Below are 21205 nucleotides of genomic sequence, written 5' to 3'. Positions count from 1 at the left end.
ACCCCTAATCATGGAATGTTCAGGAGGGTCGGATGGTGCAGTTGTGTTCAATCGAGCAAGCAGTTGACGAAGTACTGGCACGCTTGCCGGCGCATATCCACATGGGCATGCCCCTGGGGTTGGGCAAACCCAATCTGTTCGTCAACGCACTCTATCGGCGCATCGCCAAGCTGCCGGAGCGGTCGCTGACGATCTACACCGCCCTGAGCCTGGGCCGTCCCACGATGGGTGACGGCTTGCAGAAACGCTTTCTTGAGCCTTTTATCGGGCGCGTATTCGGCGATTACCCGGAGCTGGATTTTCTCGCTGACCTGCACAAGGACAGCTTGCCGAGCAATATTCGAGTACAGCAGTTCTTCATGCAGCCTGGCAGCCTGCTCCACAGCGCACCGGCCCAGCAGGATTACGTCAGCAGCAACTACAGCCACGCCGCGCGGGACATCAACGCCGCGGGCCTGAACTTGGTGGCACAGTTGGTGGCCAGCAGCGCTGAACATCCTGATCGCCTGAGCCTGAGCTGCAACCCCGATATCACCCTTGACCTGTTGCCGATGATCGCCAAGCGCCGCGAAGCCGGGGAGACCATCCTGATCGTGGGCCAGGTCCACACTGATTTGCCCTATATGCCCGGCGATGCCGAATTGGGCATGGACGCGTTCGATTACCTGCTTGATGAAAAGGACAGCACCACGCTGTTCTCCACACCGAATATGCCGGTGGGTTTCCAGGATCATTTTATCGGCCTGCATGCCAGCACGTTGGTGCGCGATGGCGGCACCTTGCAGATCGGCATCGGCTCCATGGGGGATGCGCTGACCGCCGCCCTGCTGGCACGCCAGGCCGATAACGAAGCCTACCGGCTACTCTTGACGGACCTGGACGTGTATCAGTGGGCACCGCTGATCAGCCGTGAGGGCGGTGTCGCGCCCTTTGCGCGGGGCCTTTATGGTTGCAGCGAAATGTTCGTCAACGGCCTGTTGGTGCTGGCCGATGCCGGGATCGTGCGGCGCAAGGTGTACCCGGATGTGGCCACCCAGGCGCAAGCCAATGCTGGCACCCTGGACGACGCCGCGCAGCCCGACGGCGTGTCGATCCACGGCGGTTTCTTCCTTGGGCCGCGCAGCTTTTACCAGCGCTTGCAGGAAATGACTCACACCAAGCGCCTTGAATTCAACATGACCCGCATCAGCTACATCAACGAACTCTATGGCCAGGAAGAGCTCAAGCGATTGCAACGGCTGGATGCTCGGTTTATCAACAGCGCGATCATGGTGACGCTGCTCGGTGCGGGCGTAGCTGACCAGTTGGAAGACGGCCGCGTGCTCAGCGGCGTGGGTGGCCAGTACAACTTTGTCGCCCAAGGCCATGCGCTCGAAGGCGCGCGTTCGATTCTGCTCCTGCGCAGCTGGCGCGAGTCGGCGGGTGAGGTCAGTTCCAATCTCGTCTGGGACTACGGCCATTGCACCATTCCGCGGCACCTGCGCGACATTGTCATCACTGAATACGGCATTGCCGACCTGCGTGGGCAGACGGACGCCAAGGTGATCGAGGCGCTGCTCAATATCAGCGATTCACGCTTTCAGGGTGACTTGATTGAGCAGGCGAAAAAGGCGGGCAAGTTGCCTCAGGATTTCCAGCTGGACCCACGTTTTACCGACAATACCCCGCAGCGGCTCAAGGACATCCAGGCGCGGCATCGGCGGTTGTTTCCCGAGTATCCACTGGGCACTGATTTCACTGACGAAGAAAGAGACCTGTTGCGCGCGTTGAACTGGCTCAAGAGCAAATTCAAGCTGACGGAGATTCTGGAGTTGGGCAGGGCTGCGCTGGATGCACCGGAGCCGGAGGCATTTCCAGAGCATCTGAAGCGCATGCGGTTGAATAAGCCGGAAGGCCTGAAAGAGGACCTGTATCAGCGCCTGCTGCTCGCCGGCCTGCAGGCCACGGCGCACTAAACAACACCACAAAACGCATGTGGGAGCGCGCTTGCTCCCACATGTTTAACCGTGCCCACACAGGATAGACACGGGGCTGCGATTACTCGATGAAGGTGACCACGCCACCGGCCAGGGATTTGACCCTTGCCAGGGACTCCACTCGGTATCCCTGCGCATCCAGCTCCGCACGGCCACCCTGGAATGACTTCTCGATCACGATCCCCAGGCCAGCCACGGTCGCGCCGGCTTGCTTGATGATCGAAATCAGCGCCTGGGACGCCTTGCCATTGGCCAGGAAATCATCGATGACCAGCACGCGGTCACTGCTGGTCAGGTGGCGCGGGGAAATGGCCACCGTGCTTTCCGTTTTCTTGGTGAAGGAGTACACCGTTGCCGAAAGCAGGTTTTCAGTCAGGGTCAGGGACTGTTGTTTGCGGGCGAAGATCACCGGCACGCCCAGGTTCAGGCCGGTCATGATCGCCGGCGCGATGCCCGAAGCTTCGATGGTGACGATCTTGGTGATGCCCGAATCCTTGAACAGCGCGGCGAATTCGTCGCCGATCAGTTTCATCAGCTGCGGGTCGATCTGGTGGTTCAGAAAGGCGTCGACCTTGAGTACCTGATCGGAAAGCACGATGCCTTCTTCGCGAATTTTCTTGTGCAGTGCTTCCACGGAAAGCTTCCTCTGTTGACGCAACACGCGTCGAAAGTAGATTAAAAAGTAGTCGATTCTAGCGCTTTAACATCGCGCGTATATCCGCCAAGGCGGTATTGCCGCGAACGGCCTTCACCTCGGTCGGGGTGTCGTCATTGCCTTCCCAGGCCAGATCATCCGGCGGTAGCTCGTCGAGGAACCGGCTGGGGGCACAATCGATGATTTCGCCGTATTGCTTGCGCTTGGCGGCAAAGGTGAAGGCCAGGGTCTGACGCGCACGGGTAATACCCACGTAGGCCAGGCGCCGTTCTTCTTCGATGGTGTCGGCTTCGATGCTGGAGCGGTGCGGGAGAATTTCCTCTTCCATGCCCATGATGAACACGTAGGGAAATTCCAGACCCTTGGAGGCATGCAAGGTCATCATTTGCACGCCTTCGGCGCCGTCTTCCTCTTCCTGTTGGCGTTCGAGCATGTCGCGCAGCACCAGCTTGCCGATGGCATCCTCGACGGTCATTTCTCCGTCTTCGTCTTTTTCCAGGGTGTTCTTCAGCGCTTCGATCAGGAACCAGACGTTGCTCATGCGGTAATCCGCGGCCTTGTCGCTGGAGCTGTTGGTGCGCAGCCAGTTCTCATAGTCGATGTCCATGACCATGCTGCGCAGGGCGCTGATCGGGTCTTCGCCGGCGCACTGCTCGCGCACCTTGTCCATGAAGCGCTTGAAGCGCGACAGGCGGTCGGTGAAGCGGGTGTCCAGATGTTCGCAGAGGCCGATTTCATCGGTGGCGGCGTACATCGAGATCTTGCGTTCGGTGGCGTAGTTGCCGAGCTTTTCAAGGGTGGTTGAGCCGATTTCGCGGCGCGGCACGTTGATCACGCGCAGGAAGGCGTTGTCGTCGTCCGGGTTCACGATCAGCCGGAAGTAGGCCATCAGGTCCTTTACTTCCTGGCGTCCGAAAAAGCTGTTGCCGCCCGACAGGCGATACGGCACCTGGTGGTGCTGCAATTTCAGTTCGATCAGTTTGGCCTGGTAGTTGCCGCGGTACAGAATCGCGAAGTCGCTGTACGGCCGGTCGGTACGCAGATGCAGGCTGAGGATTTCCACGGCCACGCGCTCGGCTTCCGCGTCTTCGTTGCGGCAACGGATCACGCGGATCTCATCGCCGTGGCCCATCTCGCTCCACAGTTGTTTTTCGAACTCGTGGGGGTTGTTGGAGATAAGCACGTTGGCGCAGCGCAGGATGCGGCTGGTGGAGCGGTAGTTCTGCTCCAGCATCACCACTTTCAAGGACGGATAGTCATCCTTGAGCAGCATCAGGTTTTCCGGACGGGCGCCGCGCCAGGCGTAGATCGACTGGTCGTCGTCGCCTACCACGGTGAACTGGTTGCGCTTGCCGATCAGCATTTTCACCAGCAGGTACTGGCTGGCGTTGGTGTCCTGGTATTCGTCTACCAGCAGGTAGCGCACCTTGTTCTGCCATTTTTCGAGGATGTCGGCATGCTCCTCGAACAATTTCACCGGCAACAGGATCAGGTCGTCGAAGTCCACCGCATTGAACGCTTTGAGCGTGCGTTGATAGTGGGTGTAGACGATGGCGGCGGTCTGTTCCTTGGGGTTGCGCGCGTTTTCCAGGGCCTGGGCCGGCAGGATCAGGTCATTTTTCCAGGCGCCGATCATGTTCTTGATCTCATCCACGCCGTCGTCGCCTGCGTACTCCTTCTGCATGATGTCGGTCATCAGCGACTTCACATCGGTTTCGTCGAAGATCGAGAAACCTGGCTTGTAGCCCAGGCGCACGTGCTCCTTGCGGATGATATTCAGGCCCAGGTTGTGGAAGGTGCATACGGTGAGGCCGCGGCCTTCGCCGCTCTTGAGCAGCGTGCCGACACGCTCTTTCATTTCCCGCGCCGCTTTATTGGTAAACGTCATGGCGACGATGTACTGCGCACGGATGCCGCAGTTCTGGATCAAGTGCGCGATCTTGCGGGTAATCACGCTGGTCTTGCCGGAGCCAGCACCGGCGAGCACCAATAGAGGGCCGCCGACGTAGTTCACGGCTTCTTGCTGCCGGGGGTTGAGTCGGGACATACGGAATTCAGGGAGTCGTTGTTCAAAAGGGCGGGCATTTTAACAGGCTCGCAGGATTCTGCTCTCACAGAACGACAGTGTGACGTACCGCTCGATCTAAATTTGCCGCTTTTGATACTTTGCCGCAGGATGTGGAAGCTTTTGCAGCTGATGTATGCAGCCTGCGCATTTGATAAGTCTTATCATGGGTGATTGTGAGGGGCAGCACGCCGTACTGCCCGCCGCCAATGAAATCTTGCAGAGTCTAGGGAGCTAGCTTGTCCACGCCTGTCGAACCCTTGCGTTTGCTGCTTCTGGCCGATGCGCCTGAGTGGGCAGCCTTGCTGCGCGAGTGCCTGGCGCCGATGGGCGATGGGGCTGTGCTGATCAGTGCTCCCAATTGGGACTCGGTGAGTCGTCTGTTCGATGACGACCACGGCGCTGTGCTATTGACCACGCCTGGCCTGCAACCCGGCCCTGGCCGTTGCAGCTTGCCCTGCGTATTGCTGCTGGAGCAGGAGCCGCTGATTTCTCCGCTGGGTGCCAGCGACTGGCTGGTGCGGGACGTATTGAATACCGATACATTGCGCCGCTGCCTGCGCCATGTCCGTGAGCGTGGTGTGCTGGAGAACACTTTGCAGCGCCTGGCCGAACAGGATCCGCTCACCGGTATCGCCAACCGCCAGGGTTTCCAGACCCTGCTGGCGGCGCGGCTGGCGGAAAACGAAGGTCGCGGCCTGGCCCTCGGCCATCTGGACCTCGATAACTTCCGTCACGCCAACGACGCTTTGGGCCATCAGGCCGGTGACCGCTTGATCCTGCAAGTGGTGTCGCGGCTCAAAAGCCAGCTCGAAGCCGGTGACCAGTTGGCACGCCTGGGCAGCGATGAGTTCGCCCTGCTGATCGACACCCGACGGGCGCCGCAACGCGCCGAGTGGATGGCCGAGCGCATCACCGAAGTGATGGCCGAGCCGTATTGGGTCGACGGCGAAAGCCTGTTGATCGGTTGCAGCCTGGGTGTGGCGCATGCCCGTGCACGCGCCGGTGCCGACCCATTGATGTGGCACGCCCACATTGCCATGCAGCAGGCCAAGAGCACCCAGGGCTGTACCTTTCATATCTTCAACGAACGCATCAACCGCAACGCCCGCAGCCTGGCGGACCTTGAAAGTGAGCTGCGCCGTGCATTGCGTCGTGACGAACTGGAGCTGCATTACCAGCCGCGACTGGATCTGGACGACGGGCATATCGTTGGCCTGGAAGCCCTGGTGCGTTGGCGCCATGGTGAGCGTGGCCTGTTGCCGCCGAGTGAATTCGTACCCTTGGCCGAACAGAGCGGTTTGATCGTGCCGCTGGGTTATTGGGTCATTTCCCGGGCCTTGCGCGACATGCAAGACCTGCGTGAACGTGGCCTGGCTGCGCTGCACATGGCGGTCAACCTGTCATTTCGCCAGTTCCAGGACAGTCAGTTGCTCTCCACACTCAGTCGGCTGATTGCCGAGCGCGGCGTGGAGGCGAAGTGGCTGGAGTTCGAACTGACCGAAACCGCTGTGATGCGTCGCAGCGATCTGGTCAAGCAGACCATGGATGCCCTGGGGCGCCTCGGCGTGCGGTTTTCCCTGGATGACTTCGGCACCGGTTTCTCATCGTTCGTACACCTCAACAGCCTGCCGATTGCCTTGTTGAAGATCGACAAGAGTTTCGTCGGTGGCATGGAAGAGCGCGAGGAGAACCGCAAGTTGGTGCACGCGATGATCAACCTGGCCCACAACCTCAATCTGGAAGTCGTGGCCGAAGGCGTGGAGACCCCTGAGCAACTGGCCTTGTTGCGCCTGTTTGGCTGCGACCAGGCCCAGGGGTACCTGATCAGCAAGCCGTTGCCGTTGCCGCAGTTGGTGGAGTACCTGACTTTCGGCAAGAGCCAGGACGCGCTGTTGGGTTAGCGTCCTCCAGCCTCTAGTCCGGCTGCATGGCCTGGAATTCGGTATGGATTTCAGGCTCCCGGCGAATCATCCGCTGCATCTTCGCTTCAAACGCCCAGGTCAGGGTGATTGCCGCGCAGGCCAGCCCCAGCGCCAGGCCCCACCACACACCGGTCGGCCCCCAGCCCAGCGTGAAGGCCATCACCCACGCCGAGGGGGCACCGATCAGCCAATAGCAGCCCAAGCCTACGAGGAAGGTGGTCTTGGCGTCCTTCAGTCCGCGGATGCAGCCCATGGCAATGGTCTGTACGCCGTCGAACAGTTCAAACCAGGCGGCGACGGCCAGCAGGCTGACGGCCAGGACGATCACGTCATGGAAAGCCGGGTCGTTGTGATCGAGGAAAAGCCCGATCAACGGGTCGGAAAACAGCCACAGTACCGCGGCAAATCCCAGCATCACCATGGCGCCAAAGCCGATACCGACGCGCCCGGCCAGGCGCGCCTGCAACAACTGCCCGGCACCGTAATGTTGGCCGATGCGCATGGTCACCGCGTATGACATTCCCGCCGGCACCATGAACGCCACCGAAACAATTTGCAGCGCGATCTGGTGCGCCGCCAACTGCGTGCTGCCCATGGTGCCCATGCACAGCGCGGCGAAGGCGAACAGCCCGACTTCCACTGCATAGGTGCCGCCAATCGGCAGGCCCAGGCGCCACAGCTCGCGCAAGTATTGAGTGTTGAGGCGTAGCAGGCCCGTACCCAAAGGGTAGGCCGCGTAAGCCCGGTTGCTGCGGATGTACCACATCAGCGCCAAGGCCATGCTGGTGGCAACGATTGCCGTGACCAGACCGATGCCCATCAAGCCCAGTTTCGGCAGGCCGAACATACCTTCGATCAATGCATGGTTGAGCAGGTAGTTGAGCACAGTGCCGCACAGGCTGATCACCATGACCGGCGTTGCTTTGCCGATGGCGCTGGTGAAGCCGCGCAGGGCCATGAAGCTCAGGTAGCCGGGCAGGGCGAACGGCAGGATAGTCAGGAACTGCCCCGCCGCATGTACGTTGGATTCGGTTTGGCCGAACAGCAACAGCACTGGCTTGAGGTTCCACAGCAGCAATGCCGCCGCCAGGGCCATCAGCCAGGCGAGCCAGAGCCCGGCCTGGGTCAGGCGGGTGGCGCCTTCGATGTCGCCCGCGCCGTGACGAATCGCAACCAGGGTGCCCACGGCGGCAATTACGCCGATGCAGAAAATCGCCACGAATGAATAACTTGCCGCACCGAGACCGCCACCGGCCAGGGCTTCGGGGCTCAGGCGGGCCATCATCAGGGTGTCGGTCAGCACCATCAGCATGTGGGCCAACTGTGAGGCAATCAGCGGCCCTGACAGCCGCAGAATGGCCCAGAGTTCGGTACGTGCCGGATGTTGCATGATCATCACGCTCGAAAAGTCAGAGAGTTGGGGAAGGGTTGATTCTCGTCGCTCTCAGCCGATTGCACAAAACGATAAATGCGATCATCTGCATGATTAAAACTCATGCCTGAAGGATTCTGGTAGGGTTTCGAGCTTGCAACGTCGGAGCTTTCCCAATGTCTCGTCGCCTACCTCCGCTTTATGCCCTGCGGGCCTTTGAGGCCGCTTCCCGGCATAACTCCTTTACCCGCGCGGCGCAGGAGCTGTCGATTACCCAGAGTGCGGTGAGCCGACACATCCGCACCCTGGAGGAGCATTTCGCCTGCCGCCTGTTCCAGCGCAGCGGTCGTACCTTGCAGCTCACCGAAGCCGCGCGCCTGTTGTTGCCCGGCGTGCGCGAAGGTTTCGCCGCCCTGGAGCGGGCGTGCGATACCTTGAACGCCGAAGATGGCATCCTGCGCATGAAGGCACCGTCCACGTTGACCATGCGCTGGCTGCTGGCGCGGCTCAGTCGTTTCCGGGCCTTGCAGCCGGGCAATGAAGTGCAACTGACCAGCGCGTGGATGAGCGTGGATGAAGTGGACTTCAATCAGGAGCCTTTCGACTGCGCGGTGTTGCTCAGCTACGGGCATTTTCCGACGGATTGGGAAGCCAGTTACTTGTTCCCCGAATTGCTGATCCCGGTGGGTGCGCCGAACTTGCTGGAGGATGGGCCTTGGGACGTCGCACGCCTGGCCGGCGCCGAACTGTTGCACCCCACCCCCGACCGCCGCGATTGGCGCAACTGGCTGGAGCGCATGGGGCTGTCATCCCAGGTGTCGCTCAAGGGCGGGCAGGTGTTCGACACTCTTGAGCTGGGCATGATCGCTGCCGCGCGGGGTTACGGTGTATCCATGGGCGACCTGTTGATGGTGGCCGAGGATGTAGCCCAGGGGCGCTTGAGCCTGCCGTGGCCAACGGCGGTGGCCAGTGGGGAAAATTACTACCTGGTGTGGCCGAAAACCCGCCCAGGTGGTGAACGCTTGCGGCGGCTGGCGGAGTTTCTTCAAGGGGAAGTCCGCGCGATGGAATTGCCACAGGTTGAGCGCCTGGATTGATTGGGGGGTGCAATCGTTTGCGCAATACCTTTGCACAGCGCTCAAGTATTGCCCGCACCCGCCGAAGAAAGGATGTTGGGACCATCGTGCTCCAACGTTACCCACTAGATAATTTGCCGAGCAGCGCTAAGAGATCAGGATGATCCTGGCCTCGGCCAGGAGCTGTCATGTCTCAACCTCGCGCTCGGATCGCCTCCCAATTAGGTCTCGCCTTGGCCGTCATTCTGGCTGTCGTCATCAGCGGCAGTACGGTCTTCGCCCTGCGTTCCCTCGACTCCGCCAACCTCGACACCCGCGAGGAACACCTGGCCAGCGAGGCGCGCCTGCTCGCCGACCAACTCAACACCTTCCACGGCACCTTGCGCGAAAGTACCCAGCGTTTGAGCGGGCTGTTTGAAAAGCGCTTCGGCGCCGGTTTGAGCGTGCGGGCGGACCAGCCGGTGACGGTGGCCGGCGTGCAAACGCCGAGCCTGTACCTGGGCGACGTTGTGTTGAACAACAACTTCGGGGAAGTGGATGAGTTCAAGCAAATGTCCGGCGGTGTGGCTACCGTATTCGTACGCAGTGGTGAGGACTTTATCCGCGTCAGTACCTCCCTGACCAAGCAGGACGGCAACCGCGCCATCGGCACCGTGCTCGATCACCAACATCCGGCGTACCAGCGCCTGCTGGCTGGGCAAGGTTATGTGGGACGTGCCGTGCTGTTCGACCGCGCCTACATGACCCAGTACACCCCGGTGCGGGACGCTGGCGGCAAAGTGATCGCCGTGTTGTTCATCGGTTTTGATTACACCGACGAACAGAAAACCCAGTTCGACAATCTCAAGCGTTTCCGGATCGGCCAGAACGGTTCCCTGGCCCTGCTCGATGAACAAAAACACTGGCTGGTACCACCGGCCGGCGTGCAGGCGCCCGATCAGGCCATTCCGGTGATGCTCGAGTTGGCGAAGGAGCCCGGCGCAGGGCAATTCTGGAGTGACAAGAACGAAGATTTCTATAGCGTCGCGGTGCCATTTGAAGGCGGCCCATGGTCGGTTGTGGCGAGCATGCCAAAATCCGAGATTCGCGCGGTAACGTGGGCGGTGGGGGTTCGCCTGATAATCGGCAGCCTGTTGGCGATGCTGCTGGCGGTGGGCGCAGTGGTGTGGTTGTTGCGCCGGAAACTGCAGCCTCTGAGTGACTTGGTGCGTCAGGCCGAAGCGCTCGGCGCTGGCGACTTGAGCGCACGCTTGAACGTGTCCAGCCACGATGAAATCGGGCAATTGGCGCGCAGCTTCAACCAGATGGGCGAAGCGCTGTCGACCATGGTTTCGCATATCCGTAAGGCGGCCGAAGAGGTCAATAGCCGTGCGCAGGCACTGTCCGGCTTGTCCGGCGGGGCGTATGACGGCATGGAGCAGCAGTCCGGCGAGATCACCAGCATGGCCGGAGCGGTGGAAGAATTCAGCGCCACTTCGTTGAACATTGCCGACAACATGGGCAATACCGAACGGCTGGCCCAGGAAAACGCCCAGCAAACCCGCATTGGCCGTGCCTCGATGCAAGAGGCTTCGTCGTCCCTTGAGCACATCGCCTCGGCGCTTAACAGCACGGCCACGGTGATCAACACCTTGGGCCAGCGCTCCCAGGAAATTGGCGGGATTGTGGGGGTAATCACCTCGATCGCCGAGCAGACCAACCTGTTGGCGCTCAATGCCGCCATCGAGGCCGCCCGGGCCGGTGAGCAGGGGCGTGGCTTTGCCGTAGTTGCCGACGAAGTGCGCAACCTGGCGTCGCGTACCCGTCAGGCCACGGACGAAATATCCGGGATGATCCAGAGCATCCAGCAGGAAACCGGCAATGCCATCAGCACGATGGAACACGGCAATGTGCTGATGCAGGAGGGCTTGGCGCGTAACGCCGATGTGGCCTCGGCCCTGGCACGTATCGACGAACAAAGCCGCTCGGCCGGGCAGCAGTTTGCGGCGATCACCACGGCGACCCAGGAGCAGAGCAGCACGGCCAACGTGCTCAGCAGCAACCTGCAGAGCATTGCGTTGGCCAACAGCGAGCAGCGCGAAGTGGTGTCGAACCTGGCAATTACCGCGAAGGAACTGGAAACCCTGGCAGCGGATTTGCGCCATGAAGTGGACCGGTTCCGTTGATTGTCCTGCCCTGGGCATCTGGCCCAGGGTGTCGCCTGGCATGTTCTAGGCGCATCAGCCCAGCGCAGTAGGGCTTAATAAGCGGTCCTAAAGGTTCATGCGCCACGCACATGAGCAGAGTGGTTGCGCTTTGCTGGCTTCACGCCGTTTATCGTTGATCGGCCGGGCTGGACGCTGCAGGCCGGTATTGCAGCGCTTCGGCAATGTGGTCGCGGCCTATTTTGCCTGAGCCTTCCAGGTCTGCCAGCGTTCGCGCAACTTTCAGCAGCCGGTGGGCTGCTCGAAGGGACAGGGTAAGCCGCTCGCAGGCACTCTCCAGCCAGGCCTCATCCGGTTTGGACAGTGCGCAATGCTGGCGTAACCTCGGCAGATCGAGAAATGCATTGGCGCAGCCCTGACGCTGCTGCTGGAGTTCCCGCGCGTCGGCTACCCGTGCTGAAGCCTTCTGCGTGGTATCGCCGGGCTGTGGCGTCGGATTAAGTGCTGTCGTTTCCCGTGCGACGGTCAGGTGCAGGTCGATGCGATCCAGCAACGGCCCTGAGAGTTTATTGCGATAGCGTTGGACCTGCTCCGATGTGCAACGGCAGCGCCCACTGGGTTCGCCCATATAGCCGCAGGGGCAAGGGTTCATGGCTGCGACCAGTTGGAAGCGGGCCGGGAAACTCACCCGGTCACGGGCGCGGGCAATCACGATATGCCCCGATTCCAGGGGTTCGCGCAGCACCTCCAGCACCTTGCGATCAAACTCCGGTAACTCATCCAGAAACAACACGCCATGATGGGCCAGGGTAATTTCGCCCGGTTGCGGTTTTGAGCCGCCGCCTACCAGCGCCGGCCCGGAAGCCGAGTGATGCGGCTGGCGAAAGGGCCGGTGCGGCCAATGGCTCAGCGGCGTCAGGCTGACCACCGACTGAATCGCTGCGACTTCCAAGGCTTCCTGTTCGTTCAACGGTGGCAATAACCCGGGCAGTCGGCTGGCGAGCAGGGTCTTGCCGGTGCCGGGCGGCCCGCTGAACAGCAGGTTATGCGCGCCCGCAGCGGCAATCAGCAGCGCGCGTTTGGCCGCAAGCTGTCCCTGTACCTCGCTCAAGTCCGGATAGGGTTTGTTCAAGCACAGCAAGCCATCCGACTTGTAGGGCTCAATCGGCACATGCCCGTTCAAATGCGCCACCACCTGCAGCAGGTGGTCCACCGCAATCACCTTCAGTCCCGAGGCCAGGCAGGCTTCTTCGGCATTCGCCCGGGGCACTATTACAGTGCGCCCGGCCTTGCGCGCTGCCAATGCCGCCGGCAGCACACCTTTGACGGCCCGCACCTCGCCGGACAGCGCCAGTTCCCCGAGGCATTCCACGTCGTCGAGCATCAATGCCGGTACTTGCATGCTGGCCGCCAGAATCCCCAAGGCAATCGCTAGATCAAAACGCCCGCCGTCCTTGGGCAGGTCGGCGGGCGCTAGGTTGAGGGTGATGCGGCGGGAGGGGTATTGCAGTGCGCAGTTGAGAATGGCGCTACGCACGCGGTCCTTGCTTTCCTTGACGGCGGTTTCCGGCAGACCCACCAGCGTCAGGGACGGCAGGCCGTTGGCCATATGCACTTCGACGGTCACGGCGGGGGCTTCGACGCCAATCTGGGCGCGGCTATGGACGATGGCGAGGGACATGCTCGTTCCTTGAGATAGGGCCACTTCTTGCGGTTTTTCAAGGGTAGACGAGGTGGGTAAGAGCGAAGCGGAGGAGGTTTTACAGAACGTATCCGGGAAGTTTCAGCGAACGATTGCAGGAGCGAACCCGGCTCGCGAAGAGCTCAAGGACGGCGCGTTTGTATTGGTTGCCCGCGTGATCCTGGACGATTTGCGCGAGCAAGGTTTGGCGTTTGTGGCGAGCGAGCTTGCTCGCGCTGGTACGCGAAGCGGCCCCAAAACCAGGCAACGCGCTCCATCTGAAGAAACATGTAGGCTGTATCGGGGCTGCTTCGCAGCCCAGCGCGAGCATGCTCGCTCGCCACAGGTTGATAGCCCCTCGCTCCTGCAGGTGCGCGCGTTACTCTTGGTTCGGCGTCAACCGCGCTTCCAGTTCTGCGACCTTCGCCTCCAAGCTTTCCAGCCGCGCCCGCGTGCGCGCAAGCACCACCATCTGGCTGTCGAACTCTTCCCGGCTGACCAGGTCGAGCTTGCTGAAGCCGCTTTGCAACAGCGCCTTGAATTGGCTTTCGATTTCATTGTGGGGCAGCGGGGTGTCGCCGCTGAGCAGGCGAGAGGCGTGGCCGCTGAGTGCGTCGAGGAGGTCTTTGGGCGCGAGCATGGGAAATATTCCGGAAAACTGTTGGGCGCCAGTGTATCACGCAGCGTCTATAGTCTTTTTCACGTCGCGAGGCGCACGCTTTTCGCGCAAGGGGGCTGGCGGCGGCGCACTGTTTTTGTGCGCATTGCTGTCGGCAAAAAGCCCCGAAGGTGGGCATAAGTGAGCAAAGGATTGATTTCGTTGTTTTTTACGGAGCTGGCAAGGTTTCTGCTTAGACGATCATGACCCATGCACTGATGCAGTCGCTGTGACGAATGCAGTGCGCCGACGGATCAGGGGTACAGGTTTCGTCACCAGTGGTTCGCTGGCGTCGCCACGGTAATTGCCGAGGCGACGATGCGTTACAAAGCCAGGCACTGCGCTTAGACTTGAGACGGGTTTGTTTTCCTGGGGCAAGTCCACCAATTCGGGAGAGAGTTTTCATGAAGCTAGTCACTGCCATCATCAAGCCGTTCAAGTTGGACGATGTACGCGAGTCACTGTCCGAGATCGGCGTGCAGGGCATTACCGTTACTGAGGTCAAAGGCTTCGGTCGGCAGAAGGGTCATACCGAGCTGTATCGCGGCGCGGAATATGTGGTTGATTTCCTGCCCAAGGTGAAGATTGATGTCGCCATTGACGACAAGGATCTTGACCGGGTTATCGAGGCGATAACCAAGGCGGCCAACACCGGCAAGATCGGTGACGGCAAGATCTTCGTGGTCAATCTGGAACAGGCTATTCGCATCCGTACCGGCGAAACCGATACCGACGCAATCTAAGCCGCCAAACCCCCAACGCCCCAGGAGAAAACAATATGACTCTGCGTAAATTCGCAGGGCTAGGAGCCCTGTTGTCCCTCGTAATGCCAGCCCTGGCATTGGCGGCGGACCCAGTACCTGCCCCAGTCCTCAATTCCGGCGACACGGCGTGGATGCTCACATCCACCGCGCTGGTGCTGTTCATGACCATTCCGGGCCTGGCGCTGTTTTACGGCGGCATGGTTCGCTCCAAAAACATTCTTTCCGTGATGATGCAGTGCTTCGCCATCACCGGGCTTGTCACCATCCTGTGGTTTGTCTACGGCTACAGCATGGCGTTCGATACCACCGGTATGGAAGCGGGCGTCGTCAACTTCAACTCCTTCGTGGGTGGCCTGTCCAAGTTGTTCCTGTCGGGCGTGACCCCTGCGAGCATCACTGGCCCAGCGGCGCTGTTCCCTGAGGCGGTGTTCGTTACCTTCCAGATGACTTTCGCCATCATTACCCCTGCGCTGATCGTCGGTGCTTTCGCCGAGCGTATGAAGTTCTCCGCGATGCTGATCTTCATGGGCGTCTGGTTCACCCTGGTCTACGCACCGATTGCCCACATGGTGTGGGGCGGTCCGGGTTCGTTGCTGGGCGATTGGGGCGTGCTGGACTTTGCCGGTGGCACCGTGGTGCACATCAACGCGGGTGTGGCCGGCCTGGTGGCGTGCCTGGTGCTCGGCAAACGTAAAGGCTTCCCGACCACCCCAATGGCACCGCACAACCTGGGTTACACCCTCGTAGGTGCGGCCATGCTGTGGGTGGGTTGGTTCGGCTTCAACGCCGGCTCCGCTGCGGCGGCCAACGGCACTGCCGGTATGGCGATGCTGGTGACCCAGATCGCTACCGCTGCTGCGGCGCTGGGCTGGATGTTCGCCGAGTGGGTCACCCACGGTAAGCCAAGCGCACTGGGCATCGCCTCGGGCGTGGTGGCTGGCCTGGTGGCAATCACCCCAGCCGCCGGTACCGTTGGCCCGATGGGCGCCCTGGTAATCGGCCTGGCTGCCGGCGTGGTGTGTTTCTTCTGCGCCACCACCCTGAAACGCAAGCTGGGTTACGACGACTCCCTGGATGCCTTCGGCGTGCACGGTATCGGCGGTATCCTGGGGGCGATCCTGACCGGTGTGTTCGCGGCACCTTCCCTGGGCGGCTTCAACGCAGCCACCACTGATATCGCGGCGCAAGTCTGGATTCAGTGCAAAGGCGTCGGCTTTACCGTGATCTACACGGCTATCGTGACCTTCATCATCCTCAAGGTGCTGGATGCGGTTATGGGCCTGCGGGTTTCCGAGGAAGAAGAGGCGGTCGGCCTCGACCTGGCGCAGCACAACGAGCGCGGCTACAACTTGTAAGTACACGAAAAAAAAATGCCCGGCTTGCCGGGCATTTTTTTGTCTGGCGTTTGTCAGTCCCAAGATGCTGTAACGGTTTTTGTGCGGACTTTGTGATGAGACGCACACGGCGCTTTTTACTGTGCGAATGTCTTACAGGCATGTAGGCGTATTCGGCACTTTGTTTTTTTCCAGAGCACGCTAGAATGCGCGCCGATGGGCGGAGAACTGTATGTGGCAACAGACCCTGATTACTTTGCGGGCCAAGCCCCGGGGCTTTCACCTGGTAACCGACGAGTTGCTGGCCGGCTTGCCTGAGTTGAAGGCATGCCGTGTGGGCCTGTTGCATCTGTGGCTGCAGCACACCTCGGCCTCGTTGACTGTCAACGAGAACGCCGATCCGGCGGTTCGCCGTGACTTCGAACGTTATTTCAACTTGCTGGTGCCGCAGGGCCAGGCAGGGTTTGAACACAACGACGAAGGTCCGGATGATCTGCCGGCGCACTTCAAGGCCAGTCTCCTGGGCTGCCAGCTGAGTTTGCCGGTCAAGGCCGGCCGCTTGGCAATGGGGACCTGGCAAGGTGTTTATCTGGGCGAGCACCGTGATCATGGCGGTGCTCGTAAAGTCCTCGCCACCTTGCACGGTGATGAGGCATAAGCCACTGGTTATCCAGTGGACGTTGATTTTTTTCCGGCAACCTTCGACAGAGGGTGAAGCTGGGCTATAACTAATCTGCTTTTCGCAAGTCATGAGGTAGAACATGAGCGACGATGATCTGGAAAACGACGACCTCGAAGTCGGTGATGACGACGAGACCGAAGAAGGTCTTGAAGCAGCGGCGGAAGACGTTGCTGACGACGACAGTGGCGATGACGTACCTGTTCCTGCGGCCAAAGGCAAAGCCAAGGCAGCTGTTTCGGTAGACGAGCTGCCGAGTGTCGAAGCCAAGAACAAAGAGCGCGATGCGCTGGCCCGTGCGATGGAAGAGTTCCTCGCTAAAGGCGGCAAAGTGCAGGAAGTCGAGGCCAATGTGGTGGCAGATCCACCCAAGAAGCCGGATAACAAGTACGGCAGCCGACCTATCTGAGGTCAGCCACCTGCTTGTAAGAAAAGCCCGCCGTCGCTGCGGGCTTTTTCATATCGGTTAGTTCCAGCTTGCCAGCAATTGCGGCAGCTTGGTCAGGTTGCGAATCTCCGCATCCGGACGCTTGTCCGCCTCCCATGCCTTGCCCGCAGGGTTGAACCACACCGCTCGAAGTCCCGCCTGCTGCGCTCCGGCAATGTCATCCCCCGGGTGATCGCCAATATGCACCGCCTGGGTTGCATCCACGCCACCCCGCTGCAACGCCTCTTGAAACAGCCGCGCATCCGGCTTGGCAATGCCGATATCTTCAGCACGCAGGGCAAAGTGGAAGTAGTCTGCCAGCCCCACACGTTGCACATCGGCGTTGCCATTAGTGATCACTCCCAGCAGGAAGTGCTGGCGCAAGGCTTGAAGCATGGGCTCGGCTTCGGGAAAAGGCGTGAGCTGATGACGCGCATGGATGAACGCTTCGAAGCATATGTCCGCCATCTGCTCGGCTTCAGGCTGCGGATAACCGGCTTCTTCAAATGCACGCAGCAACACCCGGTGGCGCAGGATGCTGATGCGGTGCTTCAACTCGGGATGCCGCTCCAGCACTTGCCGGCGCAGGTCGGCGAAATGTTCCAGCGGCAGGTCGCCGACCTTGGCCGCATGGGTCGCCAGCCATTCACGCATCGACGCTTCGGCGCTGATAATGACGGGCACGTTGTCCCACAGGGTGTCGTCCAGGTCGAAAGTAATCAGCTTGATACTCATGAGTCGCCGCCCTTGATGCGTTTGGCCCGTGGATGGGCGCTGTCGTACACCGTTGCCAGGTGTTGGAAGTCGAGGTGGGTGTAGATCTGCGTGGTCTTGATATCGGCATGGCCGAGCAGCTCCTGCACCGCCCGCAGATCCTGGGACGATTCGAGCAGATGGCTGGCAAAGGAGTGTCGCAGCATGTGTGGGTGCAGGTTCTGCCCCAACTCTCGTTCACCGGCCGCCTTGACTCGCATCTGGATCGCCCGAGGTCCGAGGCGTCGGCCCTGCTGGCTGATAAACACGGCATCGTCAGCCGGGTTGGCCAGGGCGCGCAGAGGCAGCCACAGTTGCAAGGCTTCCCGGGCTTTCCTGCCCACCGGCAGTACGCGGGTCTTGCTGCCCTTGCCGAGCACTTGCACTAGGCCGTCGGCCAGGTCCAGTTGGTCAAGGTTCAGGCCGGTCAGTTCCGACAGGCGCAGGCCCGAGGAGTAGAACAATTCAAGGATCGCCTGATCGCGATGGGCGAGGAAGTCGTCTTCAACGGCGCCATCGAGCAATTGCAGGGCGCGATCGGTGTCCAGGGTCTTGGGCAGGCGCCGTTCGCCCTTCGGCGGAGAGAGGCCGTTGGCCGGGTCGTGGTCGCACAGGCCCTCGCGATTCAGATAGTGATACAGCCCACGCACTGCTGATAGCAGGCGCGACAGGCTCCGCGAAGATTGGCCGGCCTGGTGCAGGCGGGCGATCAAGCTGCGCAGGCTCTGGATGTCCAAGGCCTTCCAGCTGGTGATCTGCTGTTTTTCGCAATGTGCCAGGACTTTGTTCAAGTCCCGTCGGTAGGCTTCCAGGGTATGGGGCGACACTTGGCGCTCGTTGCGCAGGTGAGCGCAATAAGCGTCCAGTTGCCGCTCCATGGCTAGCGTACCGCGCGCAAGGTGCTGGTGAAGCGTGGTAATACGCGGCCAAGCACTTCGGCGATGTAGGTGAGGAACAACGTGCCCACCGAACTCTTGTAGTGGGCAGGATCCCGGCTGGCGATGGCCAATACACCATGCAGGCCCTGGTGGCTGAGGGCGACCACGGCGGTGGAGCCGATCTGCTTGCGTTGTTCGGCACCAAACAGGAAATCCAGCTCGTGTTCGCGCAGGGTGCCGCTGATGGTCTTGCCTTCGGAGAGCAGGCCACCGATAGCCGTCTGTGCCTCGCTGCCGCTGACCCAGCGACCCACCGGCATCGGGTTGTCGCTGAACAGGATCAGGCTCACAAAAGGCACCTGGAAGTCCTGGCGCAGGCTGTCTTCCACGGCGATCACCGTTTCTTCCAAGCTGTTGGCGTCCATCAGGGTCAGAATCAGGCGGCGTGTCTTGTCGAACAGGCGATCATTGTCGCGGGCCACGTCCATCAGATGGGAGAGCCGATGGCGCATTTCGATGTTGCGCTCGCGCAGGATATTCATCTGGCGCTCTACCAGCGAGACGGTATCGCCGCGCTGGTGAGGGATGCGCAGGGCCGGCAGCAGTTCTTCATGGGTTACGAAGAAGTCCGGATGAGCCTCAAGGTACGCCGCGACGGCAGCGGCCTCCAGACTGTCGATCGGGGATGCTTGTGCGGGTACTTGAGGCTTATCGGTCATTGGTTTGGCTCACTCATAGACGGACCTGTCCTTCGTATACGCGCGAGGCCGGCCCGGTCATCATCACCGGGTGGCCAGGGCCTGCCCATTCGATGGACAAACGTCCGCCGGGCAGGTCGATCAGCAGCGGCGAATCCATCCACCCCTGGCTGATCGCGGCCACGGCAGCGGCGCAAGCACCGGTACCACAGGCCTGGGTTTCGCCGGCGCCGCGTTCCCACACACGCAATTGCGCGCGGGAACGGTCGATCACCTGCAGGAAGCCCACATTGACCCGCGCCGGAAAGCGCGGGTGGTGTTCGATCTTCGGCCCCAATTCATGCACGGGGGCGTTATTGATGTCATTGACCCGCAGCACTGCATGCGGGTTGCCCATGGAGACGGCAGCGATGTCGACGTTCTTGCCGTCAACGTCCAGCGCATAGCTGGCGGCCTGCTCGGTGGCCTGGAACGGAATGTCCGCCGGCACCAGGCGTGGCGCGCCCATGTTGACGCTGATCTGGCCGTCGCTGCGGACATCCAGTTCAATCACACCGCTCTTGGTCTCGACGCGAATCTGGCGCTTGGCGGTCAGGCGCTTGTCCAGCACAAAGCGCGCAAAGCAACGTGCACCGTTGCCGCACTGCTCCACTTCGGAACCGTCGGAGTTGAAGATCCGATAACGGAAATCCACCTCCGGGTTGCTCGGCGCCTCGACGATCAGCAACTGGTCGAAACCGATGCCGGTGTGACGGTCGCCCCACTGTTTGGCGTGTTTGGGCTGGATGTGCGCGTGCTGGCTGACGAGGTCGAGGACCATGAAGTCATTGCCCAGCCCGTGCATCTTGGTAAAACGCAGCAGCATGGCTTACTCCGGCAGCAGGCTTTCGCCAGCATACAACTCGGCTACCGTCTCGCGGCGACGCACTTCAAACGCTTGATCACCGTCCACCAGCACCTCGGCGGCACGGCCGCGGGTGTTGTAGTTGGAGCTCATGACAAACCCATAGGCACCCGCCGAGTGCACGACGAGCAGATCGCCTTCTTCCAGGGCCAGCTGACGATCCTTGGCCAGGAAGTCGCCGGTCTCGCAGATCGGGCCGACGATGTCGTAGGCACGGGCAACGCCCGCACGAGGCGTCACGGCGGTGACGTTCATCCAGGCCTGGTACAGCGCCGGGCGGATCAGGTCGTTCATCGCCGCGTCGACGATGGCGAAATCCTTGTGCTCGGTGTGCTTGAGGTACTCGACCTGGGTCAGCAGCACGCCGGCATTGGCGACGATGTAGCGCCCCGGCTCGAACATCAGCGTCAGGCCGCGGCCCTCGATACGCTCGATTGCTGCCTTGATGTAGTCAGATACCAGCGGCGGCTCTTCGTCGCGATAACGCACGCCCACACCACCACCGAGGTCGATGTGGCGCAGGTAGATGCCGCATTCGCTGAGACGATCGGTCAGTGCCAGCAGGCGGTCGAGGGCGTCCAGGAACGGTGGCAGCGTGGTCAGTTGCGAGCCGATGTGGCAGTCAACGCCCAGCACTTCCAGGTTTGGCAGTTGGGCGGCGCGGATGTACACGTCTTCGGCGTCGGCAATGGCGATGCCGAACTTGTTTTCTTTGAGGCCGGTGGAAATGTATGGATGGGTGCCGGCATCGACGTCCGGGTTGACGCGCAGGGAGATCGGCGCGCGAACGCCCATCTCGGCGGCGACCACTTGCAGGCGTTCAAGCTCGTCGGTGGATTCGACATTGAAACAATGCACGCCGACTTCCAGCGCACGGCGCATGTCTTCGCGGGTTTTACCAACGCCGGAAAACACGATCTTGTCAGCCTTGCCACCGGCTGCCAGTACGCGTTCCAGCTCGCCACGGGAGACGATGTCGAAACCGGCGCCCAGGCGCGCCAGGACATTCAGTACACCCAGGTTGGAGTTGGCCTTGACCGCGTAGCAAACCAGGCTCGGAGTACCTTCCAGTGCGTCGGCAAAGCTGCGGTATTGGGCCTCGATGTGCGCACGGGAGTACACATAGGTCGGGGTGCCAAAGCGCTCGGCAATCGCGGACAGCGCCATGCCTTCCGCGAACAGCTCGCCGTCCCGGTAGTTAAAAGCGTCCATGAGT

The 21205-nt window shown here is 61.1% G+C and carries 18 protein-coding genes; 8 read left to right on the top strand and 10 right to left on the bottom strand.

The genetic code is table 11. From position 1 onward, the window contains the following. Positions 1-32: 32 nt before the first annotated feature. On the top strand, positions 33-1955 hold the full coding sequence (locus M5B97_RS06450) for an acetyl-CoA hydrolase/transferase C-terminal domain-containing protein (RefSeq protein ID WP_248731030.1): 1923 nt from the start codon (positions 33-35) through the stop codon (positions 1953-1955). A gap of 82 nt (positions 1956-2037) precedes the next feature. On the opposite strand, the gene M5B97_RS06445 is transcribed toward M5B97_RS06450, so the two are convergent. Continuing rightward, positions 2038-2610, bottom strand: a complete 573-nt coding sequence (locus M5B97_RS06445; protein ID WP_123716530.1) for a xanthine phosphoribosyltransferase — start codon at positions 2608-2610, stop codon at positions 2038-2040. A gap of 58 nt (positions 2611-2668) precedes the next feature. Then, complete coding sequence (rep, locus tag M5B97_RS06440) at positions 2669-4678, bottom strand: DNA helicase Rep (RefSeq protein ID WP_248731029.1); 2010 nt, start codon at positions 4676-4678, stop codon at positions 2669-2671. Positions 4679-4935: 257 nt separating this feature from the next. Between rep and M5B97_RS06435 the strand changes: the two genes are divergently transcribed. Continuing rightward, positions 4936-6600 carry a bifunctional diguanylate cyclase/phosphodiesterase gene (locus M5B97_RS06435; RefSeq protein ID WP_248731028.1) on the top strand — a complete coding sequence of 555 codons (1665 nt, stop codon included), beginning with the start codon at positions 4936-4938 and terminating at the stop codon, positions 6598-6600. Positions 6601-6613: 13 nt separating this feature from the next. On the opposite strand, the gene M5B97_RS06430 is transcribed toward M5B97_RS06435, so the two are convergent. After that, positions 6614-8017 carry a NorM family multidrug efflux MATE transporter gene (locus M5B97_RS06430; RefSeq protein ID WP_248731027.1) on the bottom strand — a complete coding sequence of 468 codons (1404 nt, stop codon included), beginning with the start codon at positions 8015-8017 and terminating at the stop codon, positions 6614-6616. 152 nt (positions 8018-8169) lie between these two features. Between M5B97_RS06430 and M5B97_RS06425 the strand changes: the two genes are divergently transcribed. Both M5B97_RS06425 and M5B97_RS06420 read left to right on the top strand, forming a co-directional pair. Then, positions 8170-9090 carry a LysR substrate-binding domain-containing protein gene (locus M5B97_RS06425; RefSeq protein WP_123716527.1) on the top strand — a complete coding sequence of 307 codons (921 nt, stop codon included), beginning with the start codon at positions 8170-8172 and terminating at the stop codon, positions 9088-9090. A gap of 167 nt (positions 9091-9257) precedes the next feature. Then, on the top strand, positions 9258-11234 hold the full coding sequence (locus M5B97_RS06420) for a methyl-accepting chemotaxis protein (RefSeq protein WP_248731026.1): 1977 nt from the start codon (positions 9258-9260) through the stop codon (positions 11232-11234). 148 nt (positions 11235-11382) lie between these two features. Here M5B97_RS06420 and M5B97_RS06415 read toward each other — a convergent pair whose 3' ends face one another. Then, entirely contained in the window at positions 11383-12894 is a 1512-nt protein-coding gene (locus M5B97_RS06415; protein WP_134659399.1) for a YifB family Mg chelatase-like AAA ATPase, read from the bottom strand. Between the two features lie 379 nt (positions 12895-13273). Next, positions 13274-13534, bottom strand: a complete 261-nt coding sequence (locus M5B97_RS06410) for an accessory factor UbiK family protein (protein ID WP_248731025.1) — start codon at positions 13532-13534, stop codon at positions 13274-13276. 422 nt (positions 13535-13956) lie between these two features. On the opposite strand from M5B97_RS06410, the gene glnK reads away from it, so the two are divergent. The 4 genes from glnK (at position 13957) to sutA (ending at position 16738) form a co-directional block, all read left to right on the top strand. Next, positions 13957-14295, top strand: a complete 339-nt coding sequence (gene glnK, locus M5B97_RS06405) for a P-II family nitrogen regulator (RefSeq protein WP_002555808.1) — start codon at positions 13957-13959, stop codon at positions 14293-14295. 35 nt (positions 14296-14330) lie between these two features. Then, entirely contained in the window at positions 14331-15671 is a 1341-nt protein-coding gene (locus M5B97_RS06400) for an ammonium transporter (RefSeq protein ID WP_248731024.1), read from the top strand. A gap of 211 nt (positions 15672-15882) precedes the next feature. Beyond that, complete coding sequence (locus tag M5B97_RS06395) at positions 15883-16308, top strand: secondary thiamine-phosphate synthase enzyme YjbQ (protein ID WP_123716521.1); 426 nt, start codon at positions 15883-15885, stop codon at positions 16306-16308. A 103-nt stretch (positions 16309-16411) separates the two neighbouring features. Beyond that, complete coding sequence (sutA, locus tag M5B97_RS06390; RefSeq protein WP_123716520.1) at positions 16412-16738, top strand: transcriptional regulator SutA; 327 nt, start codon at positions 16412-16414, stop codon at positions 16736-16738. Positions 16739-16795: 57 nt separating this feature from the next. Here sutA and M5B97_RS06385 read toward each other — a convergent pair whose 3' ends face one another. Genes M5B97_RS06385 through lysA form a run of 5 tightly spaced genes read right to left on the bottom strand, consistent with a single transcriptional unit; the run spans position 16796 to position 21201 of the window. Then, positions 16796-17491, bottom strand: coding sequence for an HAD-IA family hydrolase (locus tag M5B97_RS06385; RefSeq protein ID WP_248731023.1), 696 nt, complete (start codon positions 17489-17491; stop codon positions 16796-16798). Then, positions 17488-18387: a tyrosine recombinase XerC gene (gene xerC / locus M5B97_RS06380; protein ID WP_123716518.1), complete on the bottom strand. Its 900-nt coding sequence runs from the start codon at positions 18385-18387 to the stop codon at positions 17488-17490. The genes M5B97_RS06385 and xerC overlap by 4 nt, the downstream gene beginning before the upstream one ends. Positions 18388-18389: 2 nt before the next feature. Continuing rightward, positions 18390-19106, bottom strand: coding sequence for a DUF484 family protein (locus M5B97_RS06375; RefSeq protein WP_134659394.1), 717 nt, complete (start codon positions 19104-19106; stop codon positions 18390-18392). Between the two features lie 13 nt (positions 19107-19119). Next, on the bottom strand, positions 19120-19950 hold the full coding sequence (dapF, locus tag M5B97_RS06370; RefSeq protein ID WP_134659392.1) for a diaminopimelate epimerase: 831 nt from the start codon (positions 19948-19950) through the stop codon (positions 19120-19122). 3 nt (positions 19951-19953) lie between these two features. Beyond that, on the bottom strand, positions 19954-21201 hold the full coding sequence (gene lysA / locus M5B97_RS06365) for a diaminopimelate decarboxylase (RefSeq protein WP_123716514.1): 1248 nt from the start codon (positions 21199-21201) through the stop codon (positions 19954-19956). Between the last annotated feature and the right edge of the window lie 4 nt (positions 21202-21205).

Origin of the sequence: Pseudomonas sp. MWU13-2517 (assembly GCF_023242545.1) — a bacterium.
In the GTDB taxonomy this organism is placed as follows: domain Bacteria; phylum Pseudomonadota; class Gammaproteobacteria; order Pseudomonadales; family Pseudomonadaceae; genus Aquipseudomonas.
Note: the sequence above shows the minus strand (reverse complement) of the source record. Positions and strands in the feature narration are given on the sequence as shown.

Bases quoted from the DNA above. Each gene is read 5' to 3' on its own strand.
- sutA (WP_123716520.1), top strand. From the start codon at position 16,412: ATGAGCGACGATGATCTGGAAAACGACGACCTCGAAGTCGGTGATGAC.
- M5B97_RS06430 (WP_248731027.1), bottom strand. From the start codon at position 8,017: ATGATCATGCAACATCCGGCACGTACCGAACTCTGGGCCATTCTGCGG.
- M5B97_RS06375 (WP_134659394.1), bottom strand. From the start codon at position 19,106: ATGACCGATAAGCCTCAAGTACCCGCACAAGCATCCCCGATCGACAGT.
- xerC (WP_123716518.1), bottom strand. From the start codon at position 18,387: ATGGAGCGGCAACTGGACGCTTATTGCGCTCACCTGCGCAACGAGCGC.
- rep (WP_248731029.1), bottom strand. From the start codon at position 4,678: ATGTCCCGACTCAACCCCCGGCAGCAAGAAGCCGTGAACTACGTCGGC.
- glnK (WP_002555808.1), top strand. From the start codon at position 13,957: ATGAAGCTAGTCACTGCCATCATCAAGCCGTTCAAGTTGGACGATGTA.
- lysA (WP_123716514.1), bottom strand. From the start codon at position 21,201: ATGGACGCTTTTAACTACCGGGACGGCGAGCTGTTCGCGGAAGGCATG.
- M5B97_RS06450 (WP_248731030.1), top strand. From the start codon at position 33: ATGGTGCAGTTGTGTTCAATCGAGCAAGCAGTTGACGAAGTACTGGCA.
- M5B97_RS06410 (WP_248731025.1), bottom strand. From the start codon at position 13,534: ATGCTCGCGCCCAAAGACCTCCTCGACGCACTCAGCGGCCACGCCTCT.
- M5B97_RS06385 (WP_248731023.1), bottom strand. From the start codon at position 17,491: ATGAGTATCAAGCTGATTACTTTCGACCTGGACGACACCCTGTGGGAC.
- dapF (WP_134659392.1), bottom strand. From the start codon at position 19,950: ATGCTGCTGCGTTTTACCAAGATGCACGGGCTGGGCAATGACTTCATG.
- M5B97_RS06395 (WP_123716521.1), top strand. From the start codon at position 15,883: ATGTGGCAACAGACCCTGATTACTTTGCGGGCCAAGCCCCGGGGCTTT.
- M5B97_RS06425 (WP_123716527.1), top strand. From the start codon at position 8,170: ATGTCTCGTCGCCTACCTCCGCTTTATGCCCTGCGGGCCTTTGAGGCC.
- M5B97_RS06420 (WP_248731026.1), top strand. From the start codon at position 9,258: ATGTCTCAACCTCGCGCTCGGATCGCCTCCCAATTAGGTCTCGCCTTG.
- M5B97_RS06400 (WP_248731024.1), top strand. From the start codon at position 14,331: ATGACTCTGCGTAAATTCGCAGGGCTAGGAGCCCTGTTGTCCCTCGTA.
- M5B97_RS06415 (WP_134659399.1), bottom strand. From the start codon at position 12,894: ATGTCCCTCGCCATCGTCCATAGCCGCGCCCAGATTGGCGTCGAAGCC.